General features: G+C 51.1%; 24 protein-coding genes and 2 pseudogenes. 15 read left to right on the forward strand and 11 right to left on the reverse strand.

Going from position 1 to position 26,126, the window contains the following annotated elements:
- Nucleotides 1-3: 3 nt before the first annotated feature.
- From ACWI0H_RS11295 to ACWI0H_RS11325, 7 genes and pseudogenes are all read right to left on the reverse strand, one after another.
- Nucleotides 4-1,245: a hypothetical protein gene (locus ACWI0H_RS11295; RefSeq protein ID WP_485873515.1), complete on the reverse strand. Its 1,242-nt coding sequence runs from the start codon at nt 1,243-1,245 to the stop codon at nt 4-6.
- Nucleotides 1,246-1,916: 671 nt separating this feature from the next.
- Complete coding sequence (locus tag ACWI0H_RS11300) at nt 1,917-2,951, reverse strand: YagK/YfjJ domain-containing protein (protein WP_050713477.1); 1,035 nt, start codon at nt 2,949-2,951, stop codon at nt 1,917-1,919.
- A 180-nt stretch (nt 2,952-3,131) separates the two neighbouring features.
- Complete coding sequence (locus tag ACWI0H_RS11305) at nt 3,132-3,710, reverse strand: DUF3987 domain-containing protein (protein ID WP_485876209.1); 579 nt, start codon at nt 3,708-3,710, stop codon at nt 3,132-3,134.
- Between the two features lie 15 nt (nt 3,711-3,725).
- Nucleotides 3,726-4,982, reverse strand: a complete 1,257-nt coding sequence (locus tag ACWI0H_RS11310; RefSeq protein WP_289143716.1) for an ISL3 family transposase — start codon at nt 4,980-4,982, stop codon at nt 3,726-3,728.
- 82 nt (nt 4,983-5,064) lie between these two features.
- Nucleotides 5,065-5,319 (reverse strand): annotated as a pseudogene (locus tag ACWI0H_RS11315) (transposase); the annotation flags it as partial.
- 129 nt (nt 5,320-5,448) lie between these two features.
- On the reverse strand, nt 5,449-5,583 hold the full coding sequence (locus ACWI0H_RS11320; RefSeq protein WP_008957443.1) for a hypothetical protein: 135 nt from the start codon (nt 5,581-5,583) through the stop codon (nt 5,449-5,451).
- Nucleotides 5,584-5,619: 36 nt separating this feature from the next.
- A complete protein-coding gene (locus ACWI0H_RS11325) occupies nt 5,620-6,171 on the reverse strand; it encodes a hypothetical protein (protein WP_044630687.1) in 552 nt (183 codons plus the stop codon).
- 362 nt (nt 6,172-6,533) lie between these two features.
- On the opposite strand from ACWI0H_RS11325, the gene ACWI0H_RS11330 reads away from it, so the two are divergent.
- Nucleotides 6,534-6,905 carry a copper resistance CopC family protein gene (locus tag ACWI0H_RS11330; RefSeq protein ID WP_050713467.1) on the forward strand — a complete coding sequence of 124 codons (372 nt, stop codon included), beginning with the start codon at nt 6,534-6,536 and terminating at the stop codon, nt 6,903-6,905.
- 3 nt (nt 6,906-6,908) lie between these two features.
- Complete coding sequence (locus ACWI0H_RS11335) at nt 6,909-7,814, forward strand: copper resistance D family protein (protein WP_050713466.1); 906 nt, start codon at nt 6,909-6,911, stop codon at nt 7,812-7,814.
- Nucleotides 7,815-7,963: 149 nt separating this feature from the next.
- Here ACWI0H_RS11335 and ACWI0H_RS11340 read toward each other — a convergent pair whose 3' ends face one another.
- A complete protein-coding gene (locus ACWI0H_RS11340; protein WP_231658664.1) occupies nt 7,964-8,305 on the reverse strand; it encodes a hypothetical protein in 342 nt (113 codons plus the stop codon).
- A gap of 901 nt (nt 8,306-9,206) precedes the next feature.
- Nucleotides 9,207-10,457 carry an ATP-grasp domain-containing protein gene (locus tag ACWI0H_RS11345; protein ID WP_008957448.1) on the reverse strand — a complete coding sequence of 417 codons (1,251 nt, stop codon included), beginning with the start codon at nt 10,455-10,457 and terminating at the stop codon, nt 9,207-9,209.
- Between the two features lie 554 nt (nt 10,458-11,011).
- Here ACWI0H_RS11345 and ACWI0H_RS11350 point away from each other — a divergent pair.
- From ACWI0H_RS11350 to ACWI0H_RS11410, 13 genes are all read left to right on the forward strand, one after another.
- Nucleotides 11,012-11,518 (forward strand): cupredoxin domain-containing protein, encoded by a 507-nt coding sequence (locus ACWI0H_RS11350; protein WP_485873516.1) that lies wholly within the window; start codon nt 11,012-11,014, stop codon nt 11,516-11,518.
- 14 nt (nt 11,519-11,532) lie between these two features.
- Nucleotides 11,533-12,198 carry a response regulator transcription factor gene (locus tag ACWI0H_RS11355; RefSeq protein ID WP_009288249.1) on the forward strand — a complete coding sequence of 222 codons (666 nt, stop codon included), beginning with the start codon at nt 11,533-11,535 and terminating at the stop codon, nt 12,196-12,198.
- Nucleotides 12,185-13,519, forward strand: a complete 1,335-nt coding sequence (locus tag ACWI0H_RS11360; RefSeq protein ID WP_485873517.1) for an ATP-binding protein — start codon at nt 12,185-12,187, stop codon at nt 13,517-13,519. The genes ACWI0H_RS11355 and ACWI0H_RS11360 overlap by 14 nt, the downstream gene beginning before the upstream one ends.
- A gap of 68 nt (nt 13,520-13,587) precedes the next feature.
- A complete protein-coding gene (locus ACWI0H_RS11365; RefSeq protein WP_350359678.1) occupies nt 13,588-15,444 on the forward strand; it encodes a copper resistance system multicopper oxidase in 1,857 nt (618 codons plus the stop codon).
- Between the two features lie 9 nt (nt 15,445-15,453).
- Nucleotides 15,454-16,224: a copper resistance protein B gene (locus ACWI0H_RS11370; RefSeq protein WP_176305132.1), complete on the forward strand. Its 771-nt coding sequence runs from the start codon at nt 15,454-15,456 to the stop codon at nt 16,222-16,224.
- A 130-nt stretch (nt 16,225-16,354) separates the two neighbouring features.
- Nucleotides 16,355-16,771: a hypothetical protein gene (locus tag ACWI0H_RS11375; protein WP_045812317.1), complete on the forward strand. Its 417-nt coding sequence runs from the start codon at nt 16,355-16,357 to the stop codon at nt 16,769-16,771.
- 166 nt (nt 16,772-16,937) lie between these two features.
- A complete protein-coding gene (locus ACWI0H_RS11380; protein ID WP_269449295.1) occupies nt 16,938-17,063 on the forward strand; it encodes a hypothetical protein in 126 nt (41 codons plus the stop codon).
- 266 nt (nt 17,064-17,329) lie between these two features.
- Nucleotides 17,330-17,506 carry a DUF2933 domain-containing protein gene (locus ACWI0H_RS11385; protein WP_008958470.1) on the forward strand — a complete coding sequence of 59 codons (177 nt, stop codon included), beginning with the start codon at nt 17,330-17,332 and terminating at the stop codon, nt 17,504-17,506.
- 40 nt (nt 17,507-17,546) lie between these two features.
- Nucleotides 17,547-17,891, forward strand: coding sequence for a hypothetical protein (locus tag ACWI0H_RS11390; protein ID WP_022522184.1), 345 nt, complete (start codon nt 17,547-17,549; stop codon nt 17,889-17,891).
- A 220-nt stretch (nt 17,892-18,111) separates the two neighbouring features.
- Nucleotides 18,112-19,449: an APC family permease gene (locus ACWI0H_RS11395; protein WP_008958468.1), complete on the forward strand. Its 1,338-nt coding sequence runs from the start codon at nt 18,112-18,114 to the stop codon at nt 19,447-19,449.
- Between the two features lie 27 nt (nt 19,450-19,476).
- A complete protein-coding gene (locus tag ACWI0H_RS11400) occupies nt 19,477-19,935 on the forward strand; it encodes a hypothetical protein (protein ID WP_008958467.1) in 459 nt (152 codons plus the stop codon).
- On the forward strand, nt 19,928-22,240 hold the full coding sequence (locus ACWI0H_RS11405) for a heavy metal translocating P-type ATPase (RefSeq protein ID WP_008958466.1): 2,313 nt from the start codon (nt 19,928-19,930) through the stop codon (nt 22,238-22,240). Before ACWI0H_RS11400 ends, ACWI0H_RS11405 begins: the two co-directional genes overlap by 8 nt.
- Before the next feature lie 447 nt (nt 22,241-22,687).
- The gene (locus ACWI0H_RS11410) at nt 22,688-23,029 is read left to right on the forward strand and encodes a tyrosine-type recombinase/integrase (protein ID WP_269449327.1); all 342 of its coding nucleotides are present in this window, start codon (nt 22,688-22,690) and stop codon (nt 23,027-23,029) included.
- A 344-nt stretch (nt 23,030-23,373) separates the two neighbouring features.
- Here the strand turns inward: ACWI0H_RS11410 and ACWI0H_RS11415 are convergent, their stop codons facing one another.
- Both ACWI0H_RS11415 and ACWI0H_RS11420 read right to left on the reverse strand, forming a co-directional pair.
- A complete protein-coding gene (locus ACWI0H_RS11415; RefSeq protein WP_485873518.1) occupies nt 23,374-23,814 on the reverse strand; it encodes a hypothetical protein in 441 nt (146 codons plus the stop codon).
- Between the two features lie 262 nt (nt 23,815-24,076).
- Nucleotides 24,077-25,647: pseudogene (locus ACWI0H_RS11420) on the reverse strand (IS3 family transposase).
- Nucleotides 25,648-26,126: the final 479 nt, after the last annotated feature.

Below are 26,126 nucleotides of genomic sequence, written 5' to 3' on the forward strand. Positions count from 1 at the left end.
TTCCTATTCTGGCCATCGGTACAGTGCTGGCTCCAGTGCCTCGTCTTCCCAGTCATCGCTCCACAGGCTGTTGCGGTACGTAAGGCCGCCGAGCAGAATCAAGCTGAGATCGCTGAGGATTTGCTGGTCAGGCTGCCAGACGGCGCTCGTGGTGGCGTTGGCTTCCAGGTAAGGACCGCCTCTACCGTATAGAATCAGTTCCAGACGTGGTTTGAAGGCGAAGCTTGCATTGAGCCTGGTATCCAGCTCCAGTGAGGGCAGCTGAGGGTCTTGATGTTGAGATGGGCGCTGCTGTAGTTGCCACTCGCCGTTTTGAAGCAGCAAGCCACCAGCACTGTCATGGTGTAGGTGAATCGGGTCGCTTATCGTAAGGCGTCCACTAGTGGTCAGTATTGCATTGAGCCGGGCATTCACGGAGAACATAATAGGTATCCAGCCCACCATGCGGTAGAAGGGCCCTTGGTGGCGTGTCCAGACCGGTTCGTCTATCTGGAGTTGCTGTTCGAAACGTGGGGTGATTTCAGTGCCCTGACACAGGCGGCCTTCCAGTTGAGCTTCTTTCAAACGACCGCCTTGAAACGTCATCTGCCGTTTCAAGGCGAGCGTGGCCTGTAAGCGAATCGTGGCGCTAGCTTGGGGCGTGAAGTACAGCGTTGTCTCATGCTCGAAGGCGGTGCTTTCGGGTGGACACGGCTCCCAGCCATGCTCATGAAAGGTGGCCGGCAGCCAGCGACCTTTAGCAAGGGGAGCATTACCAAGTAAGCTTTCTACCGGAAAATCATCCGCTTCGGAGGTGACCCGCTCCACGACGATGATGGTCAGTGTGCCGTCTTCAACCACGTCCTCCAGTTCGGCGGGTTCAAGCGATAGCCTCAAGGTGCCCTTTTCATCGGTATCAAGCGCTGTCAGATGCCCGAGCAGGCCTGAGTTCACAAGCTGCTGTTCTGCTCGTCCCAGAGGATAAATCGGCGCGTCGGTAGCGGCAACTAGCCGCCAGCCGGCTGCTAGAGGCTCGAGAAAACTCGGCGGCGATTCGATGACCAGCTCGAAGGCATCGTCGCCCAGTGAGTCGATGTTGACGACTGCATCGAACAGCTTGGCCGAATCATGGGTATCGAGAGCGAGCACTCGGGATTGGTGGGTTAAGTTACCGTCAACGAATATCTCGCTGGCCAGGCCAGGGATGGCCAGCCCAACCATTACCGGCGCTGTCAGCCAGCGCATGCTTGAACGGAAGGTAGACATGATGAGGGCTCGGTTGTGGGGTGACTTCATCAAAGTATAGATGATGGTATCGCGTTTGGTACCCTTCTCTCCCGTTTGGTAAGCAAGCGTATCTCTCAACTACTGATTCAAGTCGGTAGAGTTTATTTCAAGCGTCAGAACAGCAGCGCCGTCTGTAGCAGCCCCTGCTCTTCGACATAATCACTCAACGCCAATTGCAGAAACGAGATAAGAAATAGATGATCCAATCGTTAGCCCTGCGTCGATGCCAGTTCGTTCATGGCATTTCCCAATGATCAGAAGTCATTAGAGTGGCTAGTGCCAGTCACTCCAAAAGATGAAATTGTGGACGCTTACAGACATATCTCATCTGCAGCAGGCGGGTCGCTTAGTCGCTGTAGCCCCCCCTACATCGACAATTTTGGAAGCTGTTAACTTACACCTAAGCTGTACGATGTTAAAGGGGCGGCTTTTCCATATCACTTACGCTTCTATATACCTTTTACGGCGGTACTAACGAGTACATTCCTTCGTTCATCACACTACCATTAAGGTGTGAGGAATGAAAAGAGCACACTACTGAATATATTTACAGAGCTAATAATAAAATAGATAGAGTCCTTTTTAGCTCATCCAGACGCTTAATAATGAGCATCATGACACTGCCATGTATAGAAAAAAAAGAACGTTTATTACAGTTTCTTTCTTGGCCTTCCTTTTGCTAAAAGCCTGGGCTTTTTCGTTACACCTTTAAAGAAAACTCTTTCATTAGGTGTTATAAAACTCATAACATCATCGGGTTTCACTAAGTAGTCTACAACAATGTTTTTTAATACATCATATTTTTCATCTTCGTAATAATTTATCGTACCAACCCCCAGTTTTCGATACCTGTTTTTTGAGCCATTACAATTAAAGTATCTTCCATCACCGTTGGGAACGATACTATTAACCCAGTGTTCTCCTAACATCTTTCCTATTACGATGTCCTGCTGCCGCAGCGAGCCGTTATAAATTATCAACGCATGGTAATGAAAACCTTTTAGAAAGCTATACTCAAGTCTTAATATATACCCAACCATATCCGGGACTAAGATCCCTTGAGTAAGGGCAGTACGCATTTGCTTCCACTGCGACTTAACATTTTCCACATGACTATTAAATCTATCGCTTTCTAAAAACATACCTTTGCGATAAGAAAAATCTATTCTAATACACATAATTCTTGAGTAACTTGCTCGTATCAAATCAATATACTCATGCGCACTATTAACTCGATATTGCTGTGCCTTCCTTTGTTTGTATTTAAACAAACGATATTCTAAAGAATTTATTGCATTCTGCATAAATTCGGAGCATCTGTTAACTAGATCCAACTTACTTTCTAACTCTTGACATTGACTTATATTTTTATTGGCAACTATCCTTATGAATTCAGAAAAGCACTTTAAGTAGGGATGCGTGCTCATTATGTGTTGTTCATCAATTCTAGCTTTCATGCCTAGAGTAATTAATCCGCTAAACTCTTTTGCGGTCAGACTAGTCCAACACGAACTTCTTTTAGATTCTGCTCTATTGAACTTAGGCCACTCTAGATCCTCCAGTCTTTTTATTATCGCAACAACTTGTATGCAATATCCATGTATTTCTTCTTTGCTAATTTCAAGGGAATGGCTTTTATTTAAATCAAATCTTTTCAATGCATTACCTGAGCTAAATGTATTCATTTAATAACCTCCTATCAATAATTAATACGCACCTATATAAGTTGATAAAGCCAGAACAAATCCATTACCAAGAACCAGTAGAAGGTAATAACATATATACCAAATTACTAAATCGAAATAACCTCAGCGCGTTCCCACAGCCTTCACTTCAACAGTGACAATAACCATTTAAAGTTATTATCAATACTTCTGGTTAAAAATTGATTTTGTACCAAAAATCTCACGGTTTGCAGCAATTGGATCATATGCGTACAAAGGCTCTGTATCTACACACTGAACATTCCCAAGTAATATTGTGCAAAGCACACCTTTAGACTCCAATCGCTGAATGCTAGGCTCTAACCTTTCGTTGCTTCTTAAGCTAGGGTTAACATGCCGTCTAATATAGTTCTTTTTAAAGTAACGATAGCCGAGCTTCTTTTTTGAATTTAGCCAATTAGTCAAGGTATTATCGTCTATTTCTTCTTTGGTCGGCACATAAAAAACACGTATAAAATCGTCTGCGCAATTCATCACTATTTGAATGGCACGGTTTATAGAATTTACTGAAATTGGCTGTTTTATGCCCTCATCAAACGCACTCATGATGGCTGCCAACCTAATAATATTTTCGGGCATCTTGGAAGCTAAATCAGCAAAACTTGAATACCTCATTCCCAGAACGGAATTCGACTCTATATATACACATATACGTTCAAACACCGGCTTGGCTTCATTAGAAAGGCTCATGACATAACGTTCGCTTTCTCCCTTAAGAATTGGTTCTTCGTCACTTCACGTGGATTTGGCCTGATCGAATAGGCGGCCCACCGGGCTCCCAATCAGGTAGATCATGGCGATAAAGTTGGCCTCGTTCCGGTAGCCACGTGCCCGTGACCGAGCCGCTTGGAACAGACCATTCATTCCTTCCAGTCTTGCGTTCGTCAGTCCCGAGAGCCAGCGTCTGACCACCGCGTCGGCGTGCCGCTCAAGCGTCGCCAGGGCTTTCCCCATCGGCTCCAGCAGTGACTTTTCAGACACCGCCGCCTGCATGACCTTGAGGTAGTTCGTGATGCGCCACCGAGCCGCTCTGGGCGTTGGAGCCTTCTGGATCCAGCGTAGCTTCTCCTTGATCACCCAGGCATCGGCCGTGGCGCTCTGATCGGCTACCAACTCCTGGAGCGCCGAAAGCTGTTTGGGTGTCAGGTTCTTGTTATCCAGGTTCTTCAGCAGGGCCCAGCGCAGCGACTTGGGGTGCCCCTGCTCCCGGCGCTCTTTCTTGCGTACCTCGTCCAGCCGCTTGGTGAAGGTCTGTACGATATGGAACCAGTCGACCGTTACCTCGGCCTTGGGAAGGTGCTCGGTCACGCCACTAAGGAAGGCTGGCGACATATCGCAGACGACCTCGACCACATTATTCGGGTCGCCGCCATGGGCCGCCAGGAAGGCGCTGAAAGCCTGGATGGCATCCTTGCCGCAGCCTGGGACGGCAAAGATAACCGGTTCCCGCTTGCGCTGCATGTCGAGGAACACCGTGACATAGCGATGACCGCGCCGGGAGGCGGTTTCGTCCACGCCGACCGTCACCACCTTGGACAGATCCAGTTCCCCCAACATGCGGCCAACGTAGTGGTGCACGATGCGCCATAGTCGTTTGTCGGAAATCTCCAACTGGCGGGAGACGGCCAGTACCGGCATCTCCTTGACCAGTGACATGGCCGCTTGCTCGAACAGCAGGGTAAAGTCGCTGCCCGGCCGGGCCCAGGGCACCTCTATGCGCTTGACGCCATGGTCAGGACACTTCGTGCGCGGCACGCGAGCATGCAGGTAACAGTGATGCTGAAAGAAGTTCAGATGCCGCCAGGTTTTGTCGGCAAAGTCATGAGCTTGGCAGGCCTTACCACATTCTGGGCAGGGATAGAGACTGCCTCGCTCCGCCTCGACATAGAGGTCCAGGCGGTGGGGCGACACGGCGGTATCCAGGTACTGGTTCTTGAGGATCCAGGGCGCTTCCAAGCCCAGGCCGAGTGTTAGAATCTGGGTGCCGTCCATGTCATACCTCCTGCCGCTGTGGAGGTCATATTCTGGCCCAGCTCAGGGGGCGAATTCCACACCCAACGTCGAAGAGCCCCATCAGTTGATCAGTGACCCATCGAATTAGGCTGGGCAGTCGCTTCGTCACTTTCCAGGCGCTGCGTCGACGCTGATCACTTCTCAATTGAGCCTGCTCAGGCGCATAGCCAGCAGTAAGCCCATTGCGCTTTATCTCCCGGCTAATGGTGCTGCTGTGAACCCCAATAGCCTTGGCTATCTGTCGCTGGCTGATGCCAGTCTCAAGGTAAGCGAAAATTTGGTATCGTTGGGCCTGGGTCAGTTGTCGGTATCCCATTCTCTGCTTCACTTTGGTCGGTAAAGTCGAGAGGGTACCGGCGCTGGCCCTCCTTCCTCTACTGTGTGATCCAAAGTGCTGCGGTTATTCTATGAATCCAGACTCATATGTTGCATTATTTTCAACTCCTTAGCGTGAACGACTGAAGAGGTACTTGGCCAGCGAAGCGATCGCCAAGCCAATTAATAACAGCATGGCCAGGGGCATCAACCAGCCTAGCCACCCCATTGACCCCATAAAAGCAAAACATTCCGCGTTCATCATGCCATCACTCCTAAAAAAAGAGGCAATCGCCAAGGCTTATTGCGGGCCATGGTGGCTGGGCATGCTTCCTCTCATCTGTTCACGCTGCTCATCGGTCAGTAAGTCCTGCATCTGATTATGCATGCGCACGTTATCAGCCATCATATCGCCATGAAGGTTGGCCATTTGAGCATGCAGCGCCTTTATTTCCTCTGGTTCAGGGCGTTCAGTCTGCATGGTTTGCATCATGTCGTCGCGCAGGTTCATCAATTCGCCCATCCGCTCAAGCTGGGCCGCGCGGTGTTCTTGGCGCATCTCACGCATGGTACTCATCTGCTGCTCGTCGAGCATACCGCCAATGCCGGACATACTCCCCATGCCTTCCATCATTGGACAAGGCATCATCCCGCTTTGCCCTCCCATCATCATTCCTGGGTACATGCCTTCTTGACTGCCCATCATCATGCCCGAACCCATACCGACTTGGCCGTCCATCATATTGCCCTGACCTTGGGCGCCTTGGCTCATACCTTGAGCGAAGATGGCGCTGCTGGGGACACTGAGGCTTGCAGCCAGACCAATGACAAAGATCATCTTGTGTTTAACCATGATATTTCCTCTTATCATGTTGCTGGTCGAGACATCGCCTTATCCATTAAAAATGGAAGAAGGCGGAGTTAGCTTTCGTTATAAGCCTACAACCTATAGGTGGCCCAAAGGTAAAGGAGAAACCGATCCCAATACCTAAGTGTTGTCACAGATCATTTTTTCCGCCATTTTCAGCCCTGTTTCAGGTAGGTTGGCACGTTATAACACCGACTCATTTCCATGAAGAAAAGCACGACGCCATGCGCCTTGTTCGCCAAACAGGGCAGATGAACGATGTAAGAAGGCTCAGCCGAATCAGTTTTAGCGCCTCCGCGATGAAGTAACGGCATCCATTCAACCCTAAAAATATATAAGGATACGGTATGCAAAAGAAGACGAGTTCGCTCCCTATCATTCACGCTACCTTAGCAACGCTGTTGCTGTCGCTAGCAATCCCAGTGCTGGCCCATGAAGGGGGCGCAAGCACTTCGCCTAAGGATGGCGTCACCATTCAGGATTCCCCAGCAGAGATTGGCATCGAGTTTGGTGGCATGATGCGCATCACCCAGTTTGAAGTGACAGGCCCAAACGGCCCCGTTCCTCTTGATGGTCAGCCAGGCAGTGAACAGGTCGAACGCTACGTCGTGAAGCCCGGTGAAATTCTTTCGGCTGGGGACTACCAGGTGCACTGGCGCGGCCTATTGGATGACGGACACATGATGTCCGACGGTTTTAACTTCTCGGTCGAGCCCTGACCCGTGGCTTGGTGGTTCTCCGAAAATAGCCTCGATGTCTGGACCGTCGCGATGATTCTCGTGGCGGCCGGGATTTACCTTAGCGCCCTAGTCGCGACGGGGGCCGTGTTGTTTCGTCTAGCGTTTCCCCGGCTCCCTGATCACGACCGGAGGCGCGTCGCCCGCATGGGTGTCCTTTCTGCCTGGGCGGGGGTCATCCTGATTCTGTTCCAGTGGTCTTTAGAAGCTGGTTACCTTGGAGGCGGCAATATAGCGGCTGCAACCAACCCAATGTTGCTCGGGATCGTGTTCGATGGCGCGTCCGGGGGTCGACTAATACTGGTGGTAGCTGGTTTGCTGCTGGTCCAGGCGATTCAGCTTAATAACTTAGCGTTCTCGAAAACAGCCAACAGCTTGAGCCTAGTAGGCGTTTTATTGGTGATGCTGGCATTCGTGCAGGTGGGGCATACAGTAAACACCCCACGCCTCGTTCTGGCTGTCTTGCTGATCGTTCACCTGATGGCGGCAGCATTCTGGGTAGCCTCGCTGTGGCCGCTGTTCCACTTAGTGGGGCAACATTACAACCACGGCAATACCGCCCGCATTCTGACCCGTTTCGGGCAACTCGCCATGGGCGGAGTTGGCGTGTTGGTACTGGCGGGCGTCACTTTGGCCACGCTGCTAACAGGCGGTCTCACACCCCTGCTCACCACGGCATATGGACAGTTCTTGATCGGCAAAGTATTGATTGTCGCGGTGCTGCTGTTATTTGCTGCCGCGAACAAGTGGCGGCTTGTACCTGCCTTTGAGAGCGGCGATGCAACAGCCCCACGACGTTTGCAGCGCAGTATTGCGCTGGAGGTGGTGCTGGTCGTGGTTATCCTGCTGATCACGGCGGTGCTGACAAGGGTGACATCACCGAATGGGTGACCGTCAGGACAACCACCTTAGGTAGTTAAGAACCTAGCTTAATAGCTATAAGCAACGCTATCCGGAAGGCAAGGCCGATGCCATCCGCGCGCGACAAGAGATGCACACCCGCCACGTGGCCGTGGTGGTTCGTGGCATCTTGATGTGGTTCAGAAATTGTAGCCCAGACCAATCGTATAAGCCCAGATACCGTCCTCCTGAAACGCATCGGTGGCATCGTCGGTATCGCTGAACAGGAACTGATACTCAGCGCGAGCGAGGAAATAGGCCTTGGGCAGAACATAGTATTTCATACCCGTTTCCCGTCCCGCGAAGGCGCTGTCTTTGACGCCGTCTCCATAGATACCACCGAGGCTAGCACCGACGAAGGGCCGCGCACGACCATCAAGGAACTGATGGGTTAGGTAACCACGGGTTGAGCCGTTCCAGAAACCATCTGTGACGCCCGCCTTCGCCTTCGACATCGGCGTAATTGACGCTTTGCCGAACACCGGCAACCATGTTATCCCTCAGATACCAACCAAGATCAACAGTCTCACGCCGAAGTTTCCGCTATTAAAATTCCGATCGTTACTGCCAGTTCCAGAGATCGAAAACTCACGGACACCCCCTTGTGGGCCGTACTCTGAGTTTTGGGCGGATGCTGCCCTAGGCAGAACAGCGAGAAGACAAAAAGCCATTGCTGCAGTGTTGACTCTATTCATGAGGAGACCCTTCCTGACATTATTAGGATTGTATTTCCATAATGCACTATTCGTTATCTAGCGCGGATAGTAACGCGACCGATACCTTGGCGATCAAACGACACGGACCCGCACCATCATGTTCAGGGTCTGACATCACACGATCTGTGCGTTAGCACACACGTATATGATGGAATCTGAAAAACTGGCTACCGGATTGAGGATATGTGCTTCACCACAGCCGATCGACTCACCATCGGCATTATGCTCGGCTACATCGTATCCGGACTGATCATTCTTAGGCATCAGTTCCCGGCTGCCTTGCTAGCAACGGTTCTTTACTGATCATTTATTAGTTCTGGTCGACCGGTCGATTCCACCGCCTCGACTGGGTCAGCGACGCGACATGGTTTCTATATGAAGGCCATCGCTCGGCTAGGTGGCTATCTATATCGCTCCAGAGATACCCCTTTAAGGGCAGCCTTCATTGACGAGGTTTCATCCGCGTAGCTGATAATATTGTAAGTTTCCAGGCTTTAAATCCAAATGCAGGAAAAACTTGCGCGCAATTGAAAGGTTGCTGGGAGCAATTTCCGAATAACTAATCGCGGGCCGAAGTGAGGCGATCGCCTTGCAAGATGAGTTCCACGCCCTATCACGATAATCGCATAAGTTGTGGGACAAACTCTTTAGATCATATTTTTGATAACTAATCTTTCATGAGAAGCACAGGTGCGAATCCCCCACCTGGCGTACGGAAATTGGTCGTCTGTCCTCGATAAAGTCTCGCTGCGGCCATTAACAGTGTGCCGCGATAGGTATACAGTCTAACGTCGACCTTGAGATTTTTACGCTGTCCATCGACCAGAACGAGGCGTTCGGAGGGAGGCACATGGGCCTGGGCAATATAGTCGCTTTCCAAGATTTGGCTGAATGTTTTTTTGGTGAGTTTACTTCCCCGGTACACTCCCTTACTTCCGTGGCCTGCGACAGGTTTGAAGAACCACTGCCGTCGCTGTTGCCAAAGGGTATCAGCATTATCAGCGCTGACCTGTAAGGTACGGGGAATACAAGAGCGAAGTAATTCGGCATTTTGAGCGCTCAACCCCCAAGCCATAAGCGTCGCGGGATCTGATAACACAGCCAAGTTGCGTTTGTCCGCGAACAATGCGTGTGCATGGGGATTTGGGGTTATGACTGCGCCTCCGTCCAACCAGGCAGAGTGTAAGGCGGAGTTTCCGGGTGCTTCGAGCCCAAAATCCACTAAGCGATTGTAAACCATATCTACTCGCTTACCGCCGCTGTATAGCATGCCTGACTCATACCGAAGGTCGCCAGGCGAGAGGATGAGAGCATCAATGCCATGACGCCGTAATAACTGCTGGGCAAGTTTGAATTCAGGATAGAGGTATTGCCCCATAGGCTGATCATCAACGATAGCTATCCTCTCCAGACGTCCATTGCCACGCTGGGCACGCCATTCGCTCTCGAACTGGGCTATCACTTTAGCCTCGAAGTCGGCAGACCCGGCCGCACTTTTAGCATCACCACAACACTGCAGTTGGGCCCGTACCAGGATCGCGTTAAGAAATGCACCTCCGGCATTGGTATTGATTTCGATGAGGCGAGGCCCGTCCTCGCCGAGATGGAAATCATAGCCCATGAAGACACCTACTGGGCCGGGGTTTAACTGTGCACTTTGCGGGGCCCAAGACAGTACTTGTCGCTGATAGTCGGGAAGAGCGGCGGCGTTTTCTATGGCCTGAACAGTGGCCCTCATCTGCTCCAGAACCTGAGATGGGACAAAGACAGCGACATTCGAGAAAAGTTGATGCCAGGTCGAACGGATAAAGGCCTCATCGGCATCGTCGCCCAACTGGTCGATAAGACTTTGGGTGGCTGCTCGTCGGTCTAGAGTGATACAGGTGCAGTGCTGGTTCAGCCTTTCTGCTTCTGTCATCCCTGGGGAGCCACTGGTCTTTTGCAAGAGCTGTCCTCTGGTTTTTTCACGCTGATCTAGATCAAACTGGCCAGCATCGGCTGGTCATTGAGTTCATGAGGGCGATATTTAACGAGCTACACCTTCTGCTGATAGATCAACGTCGATGATGAGCGCTCATGGTGCTTGTACGCTCGCATTAACATCTTGTGGCAAAACTTTCAGGAAATGTAGACACAAGGGTTAATATAGATGAAGTGGAAAGCCGACGTCCGGTCATAGCGATAAAAGTAACTAGCGCTACCATCATCATCAACAAGGGGCAACTATTTTCTGCCGACAATGATGCGCAGTGATGACCAAGAGCATCCCTGCTGCCGACATCGGCAACTGAACAAATTTCACTATTAAGCGGAAGATGCTGTATTGAATTAAAAAAGGTCCCGAAATAAGGCCTTGCGCTTGCAAGTTTTCGTGATAGCTACTTATCCGGCAAGTCATATTTTTACTGTAGGTTCAGGCTCGTTTCAGGTTAACACCGTATAAAGAACGGGTGACAATAACCTCTGAGGTAAATGACCATGCGCTACACTCTTTTAACAACGTCTTTGTTTGCCCTTTCATTAAGTCTGATCACGGGCGCGGCGCTGGCTGCACCCGGCCACGGCGGTGGTGGCAATAACCTAACCGAGGCTGACGTTGACCGCACGATCACTCTTGATGCTGGCGATATGTGGTTCGACCCTGAAACGCTAGAAATGGCGGCGGGTGAAATTGTTAAATTTGAAATCACCAACACCGGCAATTTAGAACATGAGTTTGTGATTGGTAGCAAAGAAGCCCAAGAAGAACATCGTCAAATGATGCTAAACATGGCCAACAGCGGAGGCCACGATATGTCGAATATGTCACACGGCGGCGGTCACGATATGGCCAGCATGGACATGGCAGGTGTCACCATTGCGCCTGGTGAAACCGGGACTTTATTATGGAGTGTCCCTGACAATGTTAACGAGCTAGAGTATGCCTGTAACATTCCTGGTCATTATGAATCCGGCATGTACGGTAATTTTTCTCTCTAATCTGACGCAGACCCATGAAACTGTTGCTACTCGAAGATGATGATTTGTTAGCAGAAAGCTTGGCAGAGAGTCTCAAGGACAACGGTTACCTGGTTGATTTGGCCGCTTCATTGAAAGCGGCCAAGTCGCTGATGGCAACCGAGGATTATGAGCTGGCTATTTTAGATGTCGGTTTGCCCGATGGGTCGGGGTTAGATCTTCTCGCTCATTGGCGCAAGCAGAAGCGCAGTACGCCTATTTTGATTTTGACGGCGCGCGATACCTGGGAAGATAAAGTTATCGGACTTGAAACCGGAGCCGATGACTATCTCACCAAGCCTTTCCACGAAGCCGAACTTATGGCTCGCCTGAAGGCCTTGTTGCGTAGGCAGTCTGGCCAGTTATCTCATGTGATTACGCTTAACGGTGTCTCGTTGGATGAGGCGGGTCAACGCGTGTGCTTAGAAGGAGAAACGTGGCGTTCGCTAACAGCAACGGAGTTTCGATTACTGCGCTACTTAATGCTTCATCCAGACCGTATTCACTCGAAAGATCAGCTACTAGAGCAGCTCTACGCCTTGGATCAGGACGCTGCCGCACCTAACTTGGTGGAAGTCTACATCGCTCGTCTGCGCCGTTATCTCGGTAAATCAGTCATTCAAACGCGACGTGGTCAGGGGTATTTCTTTGCTTCACATTGATAGACGCAGTTTACGCATTCGGCTACTCGCATGGTTAGGCGGCGTCGCGCTACTGGTGGTGGTCACCACGTGGCTATTGCACGGGATCTTTTTACAGAGCCTGGCAAGGGATTTTTTAGGTGAACGCTTACAACGTGAAGCAAACCACGCGGTCGCGCAGCTAGAGCAAGACCAAACGGCTGTACCGACTGCGCTCGACTCGGTTAGCCAAGGCTATCAAGTCTTTCATCATCTCTACGTACTCCGTTTCAATGGCTCGGTCAGCGCTTCTGACCCGCAATGGCAGCAACAGCTGGCTCCGTTGCTAGATGAGAGCGGCGATGCCCTAATAGATGTGAATCGCGGAACACAGCACATGCTCGTCTATCGCCGCCATTTTGAGTGGCAGGGCACGCAGGGTGTGCTATTGGTGGGCGAGGATTTTTCCCAAGTAGAATCAGGGCTTGCAACTTTACACTGGTGGGTCGGTGGGATCGCCGCCGTGCTTTTAGGGATGCTCATCATACTCAACATGCTAGCGGTTAACCGTGGACTCATACCACTCTGGCAACTGCGCCAACAACTTGAAGCATTGCGATCAGGCAAACGTGATCGCTTGTCATTAGTAGCCCCTTCGGAGCTAGATGAATTAGTCGACCAGTTGAACTGGTTCATGGACGACATTGATCTTCGTCTGAAGCGCTCGCGAGAATCGGTCGCCAACCTATCACACGCATTAAAAACACCGCTGGCAGCCGTTACTCAAGTACTGCGTGGCAACCGGCCTATTGATGACAACCGGCGCCATAAACTACTCAGCCGTATTGAAGACATTAACGCCCAGTTGGATGCGGAGCTGCGTCGTTCACGTATTGCAGGCCCTAATGCGGGACGAATGGCCAACGTTACTCGTGATAGCTTACGGCTGATTGAGATGTTCCGTAGCCTCTATCCTGAGCGTATGTTCGACCTGACTCACTCAGCACGTGAGGAAGAACAAGTTCCCATTGAATCTCACGATTTTTCAGAAATATTAGGCATCGTGCTTGATAACGCAGGAAAATGGTCGAGCAGGCGCGTTCTTTGCGATATTGCAGTCACTGTAACTGCACTTACGCTAACTATTGATGATGATGGTCAGGGCGTTGCAGAAGAGGAACTTTCACGCCTGGGAGAGCGTGGTACACGACTGGATGAGCGCCGTCCCGGCTACGGTTTAGGCCTGTCGATTCTTGCGCAGTTAGTTGAACGTTACTTGGGGCACTCACATTTTGAGCGTAGTCCACTGGGGGGCTTGCGCGTTACGATTACCCTGCCTCTAGCGGGTGAAGTAGCTAATTAATCATTATTCAGCTTTGTTTCAGGTTCTTCCATCAAGATGGTGCCATTCATCATTGATGGGAGTTACACATGGCACGCTCAAGCATTATTTCTCACCCGCTTTCTCGCCGGCAAGTCCTAAAAGGCGGTGCTGCCTTAGGGTTAGGTTCCGCTGCCGCAATGGGACTAACTCCCGCCTGGGCAAGCCCCTGGGGCCGTACGAATGTCTATGCACAGGGCGTCGAAGAAGGGCCCGAGATATCACTCGCTATCCGCCGTGAATCCATTCCGATTGACGGACAAGAAGCCCACCCAATTACCATTAACGGTACCAGTCCTGGCCCGCTGATTCGTTTGAAAGAAGGTCAAGACGCCGTACTGCGTGTCACCAACCTGCTGGACGAGTCCACCTCCATCCACTGGCATGGTCTTATTCTACCGCCGGAAATGGATGGTGTGCCTGGTGTCAGTTTTGCCGGTATCGCCCCTGGTGAAACTTTTACCTATCGTTTCCCTGTCAGGCAGAACGGCACCTACTGGTACCACAGCCACTCAGGTCTGCAGGAACAGCTAGGCCATGCGGGGCCGCTGATTATCGACGCCGCCGAGCGCGAGCCTATCCGTTACGACCGTGAGCATGTGTTACTGCTCACCGACTGGACCTTTGAAGAACCGATGTCGGTGTTCCGTAATCTGAAAACCATGGAAGGCTATTACAACTTCCAAGAGCGCACGATTGCTGATTTTTTCGCCGATGTACGCGAAAAGGGTTTCTCACAAACCGCCGAGATGCGCGGTATGTGGGCCCAAATGCGTATGAGCTCGCGGGATATCGCCGATGTCACCGGCAGCACTTATACCTACCTGCTCAACGGCCACTCCCCCCAGGAAAACTGGAACGCGCTGTTCAAGGCCGGTGAGCGGGTACGGCTACGCGTGATTAACGGTTCGGCCATGTCATACTTCGATGTCCGTATACCTGGCCTGAAGATGACCGTGGTGGCCGCCGATGGCCAGCCAGTGCAACCCGTGCCTGTTGATGAGTTCCGTATTGGCGTGGCGGAAACGTACGATGTGCTTGTTTCACCAGAAGATGATCGAGCCTATACCATCTTCGCCGAAGCCATGGATCGGAGTGGCTACGCTCGCGCCACGCTAGCCCCGCGTGAAGGCATGCAGGCGGAGATTCCCAAGCGCCGCCAAATTGCCGACCGCGGCATGGAAGCCATGGGTGCCCACGGTATGGGCGGTATGGATCACTCCAACATGGCGGGGATGGATCACTCTGGCATGTCCAACATGTCGGGGATGGATCACTCTGGCATGTCCAACATGTCGGGGATGGATCATTCCAGCATGGCTGGGATGGATCACTCCGGTATGTCCAACATGCAAGGCATGGATCACTCTACTATGGGGGGGATGGCAGCCGAGCAGGCCAAAATAGGCGCAAATGGTTTGCTTCTCGCCGGTGAAGCTCAGCCGGGCTCTCGCTATAACCAGGCGGGAATCGGCATTGATCCTGACGAACGACGCGTATTGGTTTACCGGGATCTCAAAGCGTTCACACCATGGCCTGATCGCCGTGAGCCAGGCCGTGAGCTTGAGCTGCACCTGACCGGCAATATGGAGCGTTATATGTGGTCGTTCGACGGTAAGAAGTTTAGCGAAGTGACCGGCCCTATTCATTTTGAGAAAGATGAGCGGCTGCGCCTAATTCTGATTAACGACACCATGATGGAGCATCCTATCCACCTCCACGGCATGTGGATGGAGCTGGAAAACGGCCAGGGTGAATTGATTCCGCGCAAACACACCTTGAACGTGAAGCCCGGCGAGCGCGTGTCTGCGCTGATCACTGCAGACGCCGAGGGCAGTTGGGCGTTCCACTGCCACCTTCTCTATCACATGGATGCCGGCATGTTCCGCGTTGTTCAGGTTTCTTAAGGAGGCAGTATGAAAACCAAGCACTACTTAACCCTCGCCAGCGCCGCCCTCGGCATGGCCGCCGCCACGACTGCTCAAGCCGAAGACGGCTATGACGCCCCGGCCGGCTGGCCGTCACCGGTCGTGGAGCACCCGATGACCACGGTACGGGTCGATCGCTTGGAATATGCTTCGCCCGACAAGGGGGGGGATGCCTTGGTCTGGGATTTCCAGGCCTGGTATGGCGGTGATTTCAATCGCCTATACGTGGAAGGCGAAGGCGAAAACGTCCAGGGCGATGGCGAAGATGCAGAATTCGAGTCCCTCAACCTGCTTTATAGTCGTTTGATTGCCGACTTCTGGGAACTTCAGGGCGGCATCGGTTATCAGGGCGGTATCGCTACGAATGACTATCCCGAACGCTATTTCGGCGTCATCAGCCTATTGGGGCTCGCCCCCTATCGCTTCGAGACCGATCTCGACTTGATGATAAGCGATGAAGGCGATATCTCCGCCAGCCTGGAAAGCGAGTACGATCTGCGCCTGACTCAGCGGCTCTACCTACAGCCGCGTACCGAAATTGCCGTAGCTGCCAGCGAAGTTAAGGAGTTTGGTGTGGGTGAGGGCCTTAACTCAGTGCGTGTCGGCATGCGCCTGGGCTACGAAGTGACCAGACGCTTTGCGCCTTACGTGGGCGCTTACTGGGTAAAAGAGTATGGCGATACCGCTGACCTTTCTCGTGCTGGCGGGAATAATACCGAAGATACCGGCGTGGTGGCAGGTGTCAGGTTAATATTTTAAATCGTTAAGCACTCTATAACTTGCGCCACCGGAAGGTGGCGTTTTTTTTGCTAAAAAACCACTAAATTCAGCTTCAATTCATACTCTAAGGTTATTATTAAATTGTAAATAACCAACGGAGTAAACCACCATGAAATTTAAAGCAATTATTTTTGGCGCAACGGTAGCAACTATACTATCTACACCTGTCTTGGCTAGCTTAGGTAACACCTCTCAAGGCGCTCCGACGCTTGAAAGAGGCGTATCTTCTACGCTGATTCTTGCACAAGGGCACTCGAAGCGTTTCAATATTAATATTGAACAAGCGACTACCCTCCAAGTGACAAGTGAACATTTTCCGGGCATTACAAGCACTGGCAACCGCATTTCAGCTGTTCTTTATAATGAGGCGGGACAGCAGGTAGCAGAAGCTTCCAGCCCACGGGGGCACTTCGAACTTATTCGTCAGCTGCAACCTGGAAATTATCAGCTTGAGGTGAGTGGTAGCTCATTGGGAGGTAATAACCAAAGTGACAGTAACCGTTATGAACTACATGTCGCCTATTGATATCCTTTAGTCTTGACATGAATTAAGAAGGTCAGCCATGAGCTGACCTTTTTTATGAAAAACTAGTATCTCGGCAAACAAATTCAGCTTTAATTCAGGAATTTTCGCTAACCTTATAGTGCCGCAATCGGCGTAAAAACAAACCAATTCATAAAAAGGTGTCATCATGTGGAATAACAAGAAGATTCCCTTGGTCAGCATGACGGTTATGGCCTTGGCAATCGGCTCGACGTATGTTTCGGCCCTGGAAACCCAAGTGGGAGAGACCACCGTGGGGCTTTATACCCATTAAGCTTTGTATCGCTCACCGAAAACCTAATGATGATGGGAATGAGGCTATGGATACCGCTTGGGTAATTATCGCCTACTTTTTGCGAGGCGCTTGATCAGGATCATATTTCCCTCCGATGCTGTTCAGGTTGCGTTCAGACAAATCATCCATGCTGTTATTGGGGTTATTTATTTGATTTTTCCCAAACCAACGGCCTTAACTGCTGTTGGCTCTTTGGGCGAGTTACTGAGGTGATTATGAGTAACAGTACAAGTAGTCGTTTGCTGATGTTGTGGGTGCCACTTGCTGGGTTTGTCATTTGGGCGGGATACCTGATTGGAACCGAGCACCGTCTCCACCTATTTCAGTTCTTACCTTTCCTCTTTTTGGCAGCATGCCCACTGATGCATATTTTCATGCATAAACACCACGGCGGTCATAAGGACAAAATAGACAAGGACTGAACCACTCTATATATACATGTACGCGCCTGGGAGAAAGACCATGAAAACGACACAACAAGAGCACCGCTTGGGTGTTTCCAAAAACACACTGGTGACTCGGAATTTAAAAATCAAGCCTAGTAAATCCAAACGCATTGAAGAAGCGCTGTCAGATATCGACCGACTCTATGGAATGGATAAGGTGGTCTACAACGAGAAAAACCGAAATATCAGCCTTGCTTACGATGCGCTGAGGCTCTGCATCGATGACGTTGAAAAAATTCTCAAGCTCCATGACATACAGGTCAGCGCTGATCGGTGGAACCGCTTTAAGAAGGAGTATTACCGTTTCGTCGATCAGAACGTTAAAGACAACGCTAAACAGGAACCTTGGAGCTGTCATTAATAGTCATAACGGCTACATGACACAACCAGGAGCAAGACTAGCTAGTTTAGGGTAAGAGCTGCTTGCCTGTGGCCTCGCAAAATCAGACATTCCGTTAGTCATTTGCCATGTGGCTGCACATAGGTTCTATTTTTAATTTATATAGCATCAAAAAACACCGCACAGGAGTCCTCGGCAGTTATTGCTGCTGTGGTTGCCGTTAATACAAGGAGTCGCTTTCATGGTTGGGCAGGATAGAACGCCACAATATAAAGAAAACAGTCTTTCGTTGGTCGGTGCCGTTGCATTAGGCACCGGCGTGATGATTGGGGCCGGTATTTTTGCGCTAACCGGCCAAATGGCCGAAATGACTGGTCGGCTATTTCCTCTAGCCTTTCTGGCCGCTGCCGTCATTGTCTCTTTCAGCGCTTATTCTTACGTTAAAATGTCCAATACCTTCCCATCAGCAGGTGGGATTGGCATGTATTTACAGAAAGCGTATGGCCCGACGCTTCCCACCGCCTTTCATGCCCTCCTGATGTATTTTTCCATGGTGATCGCACAGAGTTTTTTGGCGAGAACGTTTGGTTCCTACACGCTTGAGTTGTTTGACCTGGGGGATCGTTCACTATTTGTGCCCCTACTCGGGGTTGGTTTACTGCTAATAGCCTTTTTGATCAATTTATCCGCCAACCGCTTGATCGAGACCGTCGCCTCGGTGCTCGGATTTATCAAAATAGGTGGCATTATAGTGTTTGGTATTGTCGGCGTGTTTATTGCCGACTCCATCGAAATGGGTGCTGGCAACGATGCACCTACGCCTACGATAACGGGCTTTTTAGGTGCTACGGCGCTCGGCATACTGGCATTTAAAGGCTTCACGACGATTACCAATAGTGGTTCGGAGCTTAAAGATCCTAAGCGGAATCTTGGCAAAGCTATCACGATCTCGATTGCGCTATGCGTGGTGATCTATGCCCTTGTCGGTTTTGCCGTTGCCAGCAACCTATCTTTGCCTGAAATTATCGAAACCCAAGACTACTCCCTGGCCGCCGCTGCCCGTCCCGCACTGGGTGAAGCGGCAGTTGCGTTTACCGTCATTCTCGCCATGTTGGCAACGGCGGGCGGTATCATCGCCAGCGTCTTTGCCGTTTCACGCATGCTCGCCATGCTGACAGAAATGAAGCTGGTTCCTCACCGCCATTTCCACATGCCCGGCAGTGTACAAAAGCATACACTGGTGTACACTATCGTATTTGGCTTAGTGCTCACCGCTTTTTTTGACCTGAGCCGCATCGCAGCATTAGGCATCATTTTCTACCTGATCATGGATATGGCCATCCACTGGGGTGTGCTTCGTCATCTCAAGGACAGAGTGGGGGCTAATCCTGTTATTCCTAGCATTGCCATACTACTAGATGCTGTCGTGTTAATCGGCTTTTTATGGGTAAAAGCCATCTCGGACCCCATGGTGCTCATCGTTGCTGGCGTAGTAATGGCTACTCTTTTACTCGGCGAATGGATTTTCCTATCCAAACGCGACGCTTCAAACGATAGCGAGCACTCTCACACTCATTAACGTTAATAGCGTTATAGGAGGTACCAAATGGACGTTAGAACCTTTGGTGAATTGATCGATTGGACCCGTCAGTTACACGAGCATCTTGCAGCTTGCCTTGCTCATTGCGCCGATATACACGAAGAAGAGCGCGCTCGCATGTTGCTCAATTACTTAGCTGCACAGGAAGCGGAAATGCAGCGCGTTGTGGCGCGCTTTGAACAGACTGCTGACGCGAAAGCATTAAAAACCTACGTTTATGACTATTTGGAGCATAAACCTATCCGTACGCATCGTACCTGCGATGCGCCCTATTCCACGCTAAGTGTTGACGACATTTGCCGAGAGGTTTTTGATTTCCATGAACAAACGATAAACCTTTATCGAACCCTCGTTGGCAAAGCGGAAATTCCTGAGGCTAAAGAGCTCTTAGATTCCCTTTTAGCACTTGAAGAGCACGAAGCCATGCGCCTTGTTCGCCAAACGGGGAGAATGAACGATGTCTGAAGACCATAACGAGACAAAGGTGAAAGACCCTGTTTGTGGCATGGACGTTGATCCCCATACCTCCCGCCACCGTGCCGATCACGCGGGTAAGACTTGGTACTTCTGCTCAGAAAAGTGTCAGGAAAAGTTTATTGCCAAGCCTGATGCGTATCTTGAGCCAAGCAAACAGTCACAAGCGTCAGTACCCTCGGGGTCTATTTATACTTGCCCGATGCACCCAGAAGTTCGACGAGAAGGCCCAGGCGACTGTCCAATCTGTGGCATGGCGCTGGAACCTGAGACCGTCTCTGCTGACACCGGCCCTTCGGACGAACTCAAGGACATGACCAGGCGTTTCTGGATCGGCCTAGTACTGACCCTCCCCGTGTTTGCCCTAGAAATGGGTGGCCACGTGTTTGGCCTTATGCATTTTATTTCCCAGCAAACCTCTAACTGGATTCAACTGCTGCTGGCAACGCCGGTAGTCGTCTGGGCAGGTTGGCCATTCTTTGTACGCGGATGGCGTTCGCTAGTGCATCGCAGCCTTAATATGTTCACGCTAATCGCGATCGGTACCGGCACCGCGTTGCTCTACAGTTTGCTGGCCACCCTCACACCGGGCATCTTTCCCGACGCCTTCCGTCAAGCCGATGGTTCGGTGGCCGTTTATTTCGAAGCAGCGGCAGTGATTGTCGTTTTAGTTTTACTGGGACAAGTATTAGAGCTACGCGCTCGTGAAAAAACCTCTGGCGCTATTCGTGCTCTGCTCGACTTGGCGCCTGCTACCGCTCGACGCCTTGATGATCAGGGCAATGAGGAAGATATCTCTCTTGACCAGGTTCAGGTAGGGGATCGTCTCCGGGTGCGCCCCGGCGATAAGGTGCCATTAGATGGCGAAGTGATGGAAGGTCGCTCCAACGTTGACGAATCCATGGTTACCGGCGAACCACTAGCGGTGAAAAAGGAAGTCGGCGATGGCGTCATTGGCGGCAGCATCAATGGTCAAGGATCCTTTGTCATGCGCGCTGACAAGGTGGGCCAGGACACGATGCTGTCGCAGATTGTGCAAATGGTCGCCAGCGCCCAGCGCAGCCGCGCACCCATTCAAGGGCTTGCCGACAAAGTCGCCAGCATCTTTGTACCCGTCGTTATTCTCATTGCTGTTGTGGCTTTCATCGCCTGGTCATTGTGGGGCCCTACCCCGCCGATGGCGTTTGGCCTTATTGCGGCGGTTAGTGTTCTGATCATTGCCTGCCCGTGCGCGCTAGGTCTTGCTACCCCCATGTCAATTATGGTCGGTGTAGGGCGCGGTGCCCAGTTAGGCGTGTTGATTCGCGATGCCGAAGCTCTTGAACGTCTAGAGAAGGTCGACACCGTCGTCGTCGACAAAACCGGCACGCTTACCGAAGGCAAACCACGAGTGACCGAGTTGATTCTCACTGAAGGCATTGCTGAATCGGAGCTTTTGCGCTTGGCAGCTAGTCTTGAGCGAGGCAGCGAGCACCCCTTGGCCCATGCAATAGTCGAAAAGGCTAAAGAGGCAGAGGTAAAATTAACAGAAGCGTTGGACTTCGAGGCTCCCAATGGCATGGGCGTTATAGGCCAGATAGATGGCAAGCGTATTGCCCTGGGCAACCGGCTATTGATGGAAAGCGAGGGCGTTAACACCCAGTCTCAAGACACACATGCCGATCAATTGCGCAGCGACGGTGCTACTGTCATCTTTGCGAGCATCGACGGGAATTTAGCTGGGCTGCTCGCCATTGCCGATCCGGTCAAGGAAACCACCGAAGAAGCCATTCGTTCACTCCAGGCTGACGGCATTCGAGTGGTGATGCTGACAGGCGATAATCGCACCTCCGCCAACGCTGTGGCACGTCGGCTAGGCATTGATGAGGTCGAAGCTGAAGTGCTTCCAGAGGATAAAGGCCGAGTGATTCAGCGTCTCCGTGATGAAGGGCGCATTGTTGTCATGGCCGGCGACGGCGTGAACGATGCACCTGCGCTGGCTACAGCGGATGTCGGCATTGCCATGGGAACCGGCACCGATGTGGCGATAGAAAGCGCTGGGGTTACTCTACTGCGAGGAGATCTTACCGGTATTGCCACGGCGCATAAGCTCTCAAAAGCCACCATGCGTAATATTCGCCAAAATCTCTTTTTTGCCTTTGCTTACAACGCGGCAGGCATCCCCATTGCCGCAGGGATTTTGTACCCCTTCACAGGTATGCTGTTATCACCGATTATCGCGGCGGCGGCGATGTCACTCTCTTCAGTGAGCGTGATTGGCAATGCTTTACGACTTAGGATGATTGCTATTAAGTAACAATATCTACTCGAAGATAAATCACTCAGTTGTTCATGTTCACTATGGATATTATCCTCACGTGCATTAGCCCGAACATTTTGATCTCAACTTTTTCCTTTATGGGTTGTTTGCCATGACATCTGAGGCAACCCATTCTTTGACCTCCACCCGATGGAGGATCATGCCATGAACGTTCCAACTGAAATCTCATTTACACCTTGGAATAAAGGCAAGTTGGTTGGGCAGAAGGCGCCTCTGCGCCTTCGAGATATCTGGGACATACGTGTGCGCCTACAGCTTGCCAAAAAGACGAGAGACCTTGCCCTCTTCAATTTAGCCATCGATAGCAAATTACGAGGCTGCGACCTTGTCAATTTACGAGTATGAGATATAGCCCATGGTACGTCCATATCACCACGAGCCATGGTGATGCAGCAAAAAACGCATTGACCTGTCCAGTTCGAAATAACCGAGCAAACCCGCATTGCTATTATGGATTGGATACAGCTTGCTCAACTCAGAAACGAAGATTTCTTGTTTCCCAGCCGCATCAATAGCGCAAAGCATCTTTCAACACGCCAGTATGTCCGTATCGTGAAAGCATGGGTCACTGAAATAGGTCTGGAGGCGTCAGTATGTGGTACGCATACGATGCGACGCACCAAAGCGTCGCTGATATACCGTCGAACGAAAAATTTAAGGGCAGTGCAACTGCTCCTGGGTCACACAAAGCTGGAAAGCACCGTCAGGTATCTAGGGATAGAGGTCGATGATGCGTTGGAAATGGCAGAACAGACTGAAGTTTAATAAGGACAAACGACGACCTATCCTGGGCCGTCGTTGTTCGGCCAAAAGCAGAACCTGTCAGCAACATATAGCTCTTTGCAGTATCGGCTAAGCTCAGCAAGCTTGGCCAGTTTATCCATGTACGATCTCTTCGACCTCTTTGCGGGCCGCAAATATGACACTTTGAGCATCGTTCGCTAATAAATTTTGTGGCTTAAGGCCGCCTAACCAACTGTTACTAGATTGGAACCAAAAGGCCATTTCCCAGCTACCTTTTGTACTTTTGAAAATATCGATAATTTCCTTCACTGCTTTTAATGGTCGGTAGCCTGCAGTCGAGTCGAGTGCAAAGCCTGGATAGTAATTTACACCATTATGCTTGATGGCAAAGATCTGACCTTTTTTTTCCACCTGTTGGGCTGTGCACTGGGGTCACTAGCACTAGGGTCAGCTAACTCCGTTATCTGTGCTGCAGAGAGCCATTCCCCACTGTTAATAACCGCTTTGCGAGCGCTGATGCTCATACTGACCTCCTGAAGCAGGTGTGGCTTTGCTACCGGTACATTTGTAAGGATTTCCACTATTTGAAATAGTGCTTTTTGTTCGATTTTTTCAGCAAAAACACCTCGCATGGCCAAAACGATTTTGCTGATATTATCCCCGAATTGCTTAAATTCACTGGCTTTAAAATGGTCTGCCTGAATGGCCAAGAGTTTTTCAGAGTGAATTTTTTGAAGCTCATGAAGAACGTAGCTCCGACTGCCATGAAGTATTTTGACTTCGCTTTTTTTCGTTTGAGTGCTCATGATACTCGCCCATATGATAGCCATTATGTAATGCTAGCTTAGCATCATCAAAATCATGGAATTTTTAATCTATTAATTATTAAGTTATTTTTTAGATTTTTTGTGTTACTGGAACCATGTTGCAGCGTTTCGCTGCGCTCCTCACTGACGCTGTCTCTCTCTAATGAACATGGTAGTAGCCTGCTCTACGCTGCCGCTCACATGCCATCTTGTTTAGCCATCAAGGCGGTAATTTTCAACCCAGTTGTCCAAATGGCTGCCTCTAAGCAGCCCGTTTATTACGCTCAACTTCCTGCAGCTTGCCAGGGTTGAGCGCTACCGAACCAGGTACTTCCCAGTTTCGGGTGTTGCCTGACCAGCGCTGTGGATGTCGGCGCTTGGCGCTTTCATACACCGCTTTGCGATGTTCAAGGCGTTCTCGGTCGACACCTCGATGCCGATCAGCGGGCGTCACGTAGCGAAGGCCACTGTGCAGGTGCTTTTCGTTGTAAGCACGTTCGAACGTCAGCATCCAGTCACGTACCGCGTTTAGCGATGCAAAGCCCTTTGTAGGCCATGCGGGGCAATATTTGACGGTGCGGAACAACGCTTCTGAGTAAGGGTTGTCATTGCTCACTCTCGGTCGGCTGTAAGACATCAACATCCCAAGCTCTGTTAACCTCGCTTTCAGCGTATAAGACGTCATCGGCGCACCGTTATCCGAGTGCAGCACTGGAGGCTGGTGCCAGCAACCTTCGCGCAATAAGGCGCGTTCCAGCAGGTGTTTCGCTAACTCGCCTGATTCCGCATCGTGGACTTCCCAGGCGATGATTTTGCGACTGTAGATATCCATGATCAGGTAAAGATACCAGTGCTGGCCACGCACAACGGAAGAGCAGTAGCTGATGTCCCAGCACCAGACTTGGTTAGGCCCAGTGGCCGTAAAGCTCGTCGGCTCAGGCACTGGGCGACGTGGCTTCATGCGCCCGCGGTGGTGCTGCTGTTGGTGCTTTTTCAGTACCCGATAGAACGACGACTCGGAGGCCAAGTAGACCCCTTGATCAGCCAGTGACGGCACGATCTGAGACGGCGGTAGGCTTCGATACTCGGGGCGATTGCAGGCGTTTAAAATGGCCTGTTCCTCCTCATGAGTCAGCTGATGCGGCTGACTGCCTTGTACCGCGTGTAGACGCTGATCCTCAGCCACAGCGCCCTCCCCAGAACGCCAGCGTTTCAGCGTGCGCTCACTCACGTCGATAATCGCCGCTGCTTGATAACGGGAAGCGCCCCCGGTGACCGCTTCATCAAACAACGCAATGAGCCTTGCACGTTCCTCAAGCGGTGTCAGTCGTCCCCGCCGCTGTTCGGGTCTTCGCCGTACAAGGCGTCGAGCTTTTTTGAGAGCACCAGTAACGAGGTGGTTTCCGCTAAGGCTCTATCTTTGCGGCGCACTTCCGCTTTGAGCTGTTTGATCGTCTTACGGTCTTCTTTACGCTGCTTTTGTGCCGTTTTTTGCTGATCGTCTTGTTGACCAGCGCCCTGGAGACAAGCGGCTTTCCACTGCTGGATCTGCTCGGGATAAAGACCTTTTTCGCGGCAGTAAGCCCCAAGCTCTGTTTCTGACAGGGTGGCAGTTTCGATGACCACCGCGAGCTTGGCGTCTGGCGACCATTCGCTGTCGCTTTGGGTGTAACCCGGCACAGGTACTCCTTTTTCTCGACACTGTTTTAACCAACTATACAGCGTCGCGTCAGAGATGCCTTCTTCAGTGGCAACTGACACCACACTACGATTGTGGGGCGGCAGTAACTTTTTCAAGACAGCCGCTTTACGCTCTTTAGAATAACGTGGCACACGTGCTCCATGCCGCTCCCTCTGGATGTGATTTAGGCGATATTGCCAACTGGACAACTAGGCTGACAGAGGGGGAAGGTCATAGAACCACATTAGAGAGATACCGGAGCTTCGCAGCAATGCCTCATCACTATGGCTCAAGCAATGGGAAGCGTCAGGCCTTGATTAATTGATTGACAAGCTTTGCCTTGGTCTCACGCCTGTCTTGGACGATCGTGATCATCAGCAACTGCAGGACAACATAGCCTCATCAGACTCGATCCCGGCAGACTTGTTTTGAAGAAGAAGCCGCCAGCAGGATGAACCTTCGCCGAGCGTTGAAAAAATGACTTAGTCGATACCCTGCGCGTGGAGTCTCACCGGGCATACAATGTAACCGCTTACTTATGTAGCCGCAGGCTGAACGTATTGAGGGGCTCAGAGCTGCTAGAAAATGATCTGCCATACCACAACGAGGTCAGTGACAGCTAAGACGGTGA

This window comes from Halomonas sp. NYA30, assembly GCF_976980765.1.

Coding starts and splice junctions, on each gene's coding strand:
- ACWI0H_RS11295 (WP_485873515.1), bottom strand. CDS start 1,245: ATGTCTACCTTCCGTTCAAGCATGCGCTGGCTGACAGCGCCGGTAATG.
- ACWI0H_RS11390 (WP_022522184.1), top strand. CDS start 17,547: ATGAAAACGACACAACAAGAGCACCGCTTGGGTGTTTCCAAAAACACA.
- ACWI0H_RS11395 (WP_008958468.1), top strand. CDS start 18,112: ATGGTTGGGCAGGATAGAACGCCACAATATAAAGAAAACAGTCTTTCG.
- ACWI0H_RS11325 (WP_044630687.1), bottom strand. CDS start 6,171: ATGGTTAAACACAAGATGATCTTTGTCATTGGTCTGGCTGCAAGCCTC.
- ACWI0H_RS11310 (WP_289143716.1), bottom strand. CDS start 4,982: ATGGACGGCACCCAGATTCTAACACTCGGCCTGGGCTTGGAAGCGCCC.
- ACWI0H_RS11345 (WP_008957448.1), bottom strand. CDS start 10,457: ATGACAGAAGCAGAAAGGCTGAACCAGCACTGCACCTGTATCACTCTA.
- ACWI0H_RS11355 (WP_009288249.1), top strand. CDS start 11,533: ATGAAACTGTTGCTACTCGAAGATGATGATTTGTTAGCAGAAAGCTTG.
- ACWI0H_RS11415 (WP_485873518.1), bottom strand. CDS start 23,814: ATGAGCACTCAAACGAAAAAAAGCGAAGTCAAAATACTTCATGGCAGT.
- ACWI0H_RS11300 (WP_050713477.1), bottom strand. CDS start 2,951: ATGAATACATTTAGCTCAGGTAATGCATTGAAAAGATTTGATTTAAAT.
- ACWI0H_RS11365 (WP_350359678.1), top strand. CDS start 13,588: ATGGCACGCTCAAGCATTATTTCTCACCCGCTTTCTCGCCGGCAAGTC.
- ACWI0H_RS11370 (WP_176305132.1), top strand. CDS start 15,454: ATGAAAACCAAGCACTACTTAACCCTCGCCAGCGCCGCCCTCGGCATG.
- ACWI0H_RS11375 (WP_045812317.1), top strand. CDS start 16,355: ATGAAATTTAAAGCAATTATTTTTGGCGCAACGGTAGCAACTATACTA.
- ACWI0H_RS11320 (WP_008957443.1), bottom strand. CDS start 5,583: ATGATGAACGCGGAATGTTTTGCTTTTATGGGGTCAATGGGGTGGCTA.
- ACWI0H_RS11380 (WP_269449295.1), top strand. CDS start 16,938: ATGTGGAATAACAAGAAGATTCCCTTGGTCAGCATGACGGTTATGGCC.
- ACWI0H_RS11350 (WP_485873516.1), top strand. CDS start 11,012: ATGACCATGCGCTACACTCTTTTAACAACGTCTTTGTTTGCCCTTTCA.
- ACWI0H_RS11405 (WP_008958466.1), top strand. CDS start 19,928: ATGTCTGAAGACCATAACGAGACAAAGGTGAAAGACCCTGTTTGTGGC.
- ACWI0H_RS11400 (WP_008958467.1), top strand. CDS start 19,477: ATGGACGTTAGAACCTTTGGTGAATTGATCGATTGGACCCGTCAGTTA.
- ACWI0H_RS11330 (WP_050713467.1), top strand. CDS start 6,534: ATGCAAAAGAAGACGAGTTCGCTCCCTATCATTCACGCTACCTTAGCA.
- ACWI0H_RS11385 (WP_008958470.1), top strand. CDS start 17,330: ATGTTGTGGGTGCCACTTGCTGGGTTTGTCATTTGGGCGGGATACCTG.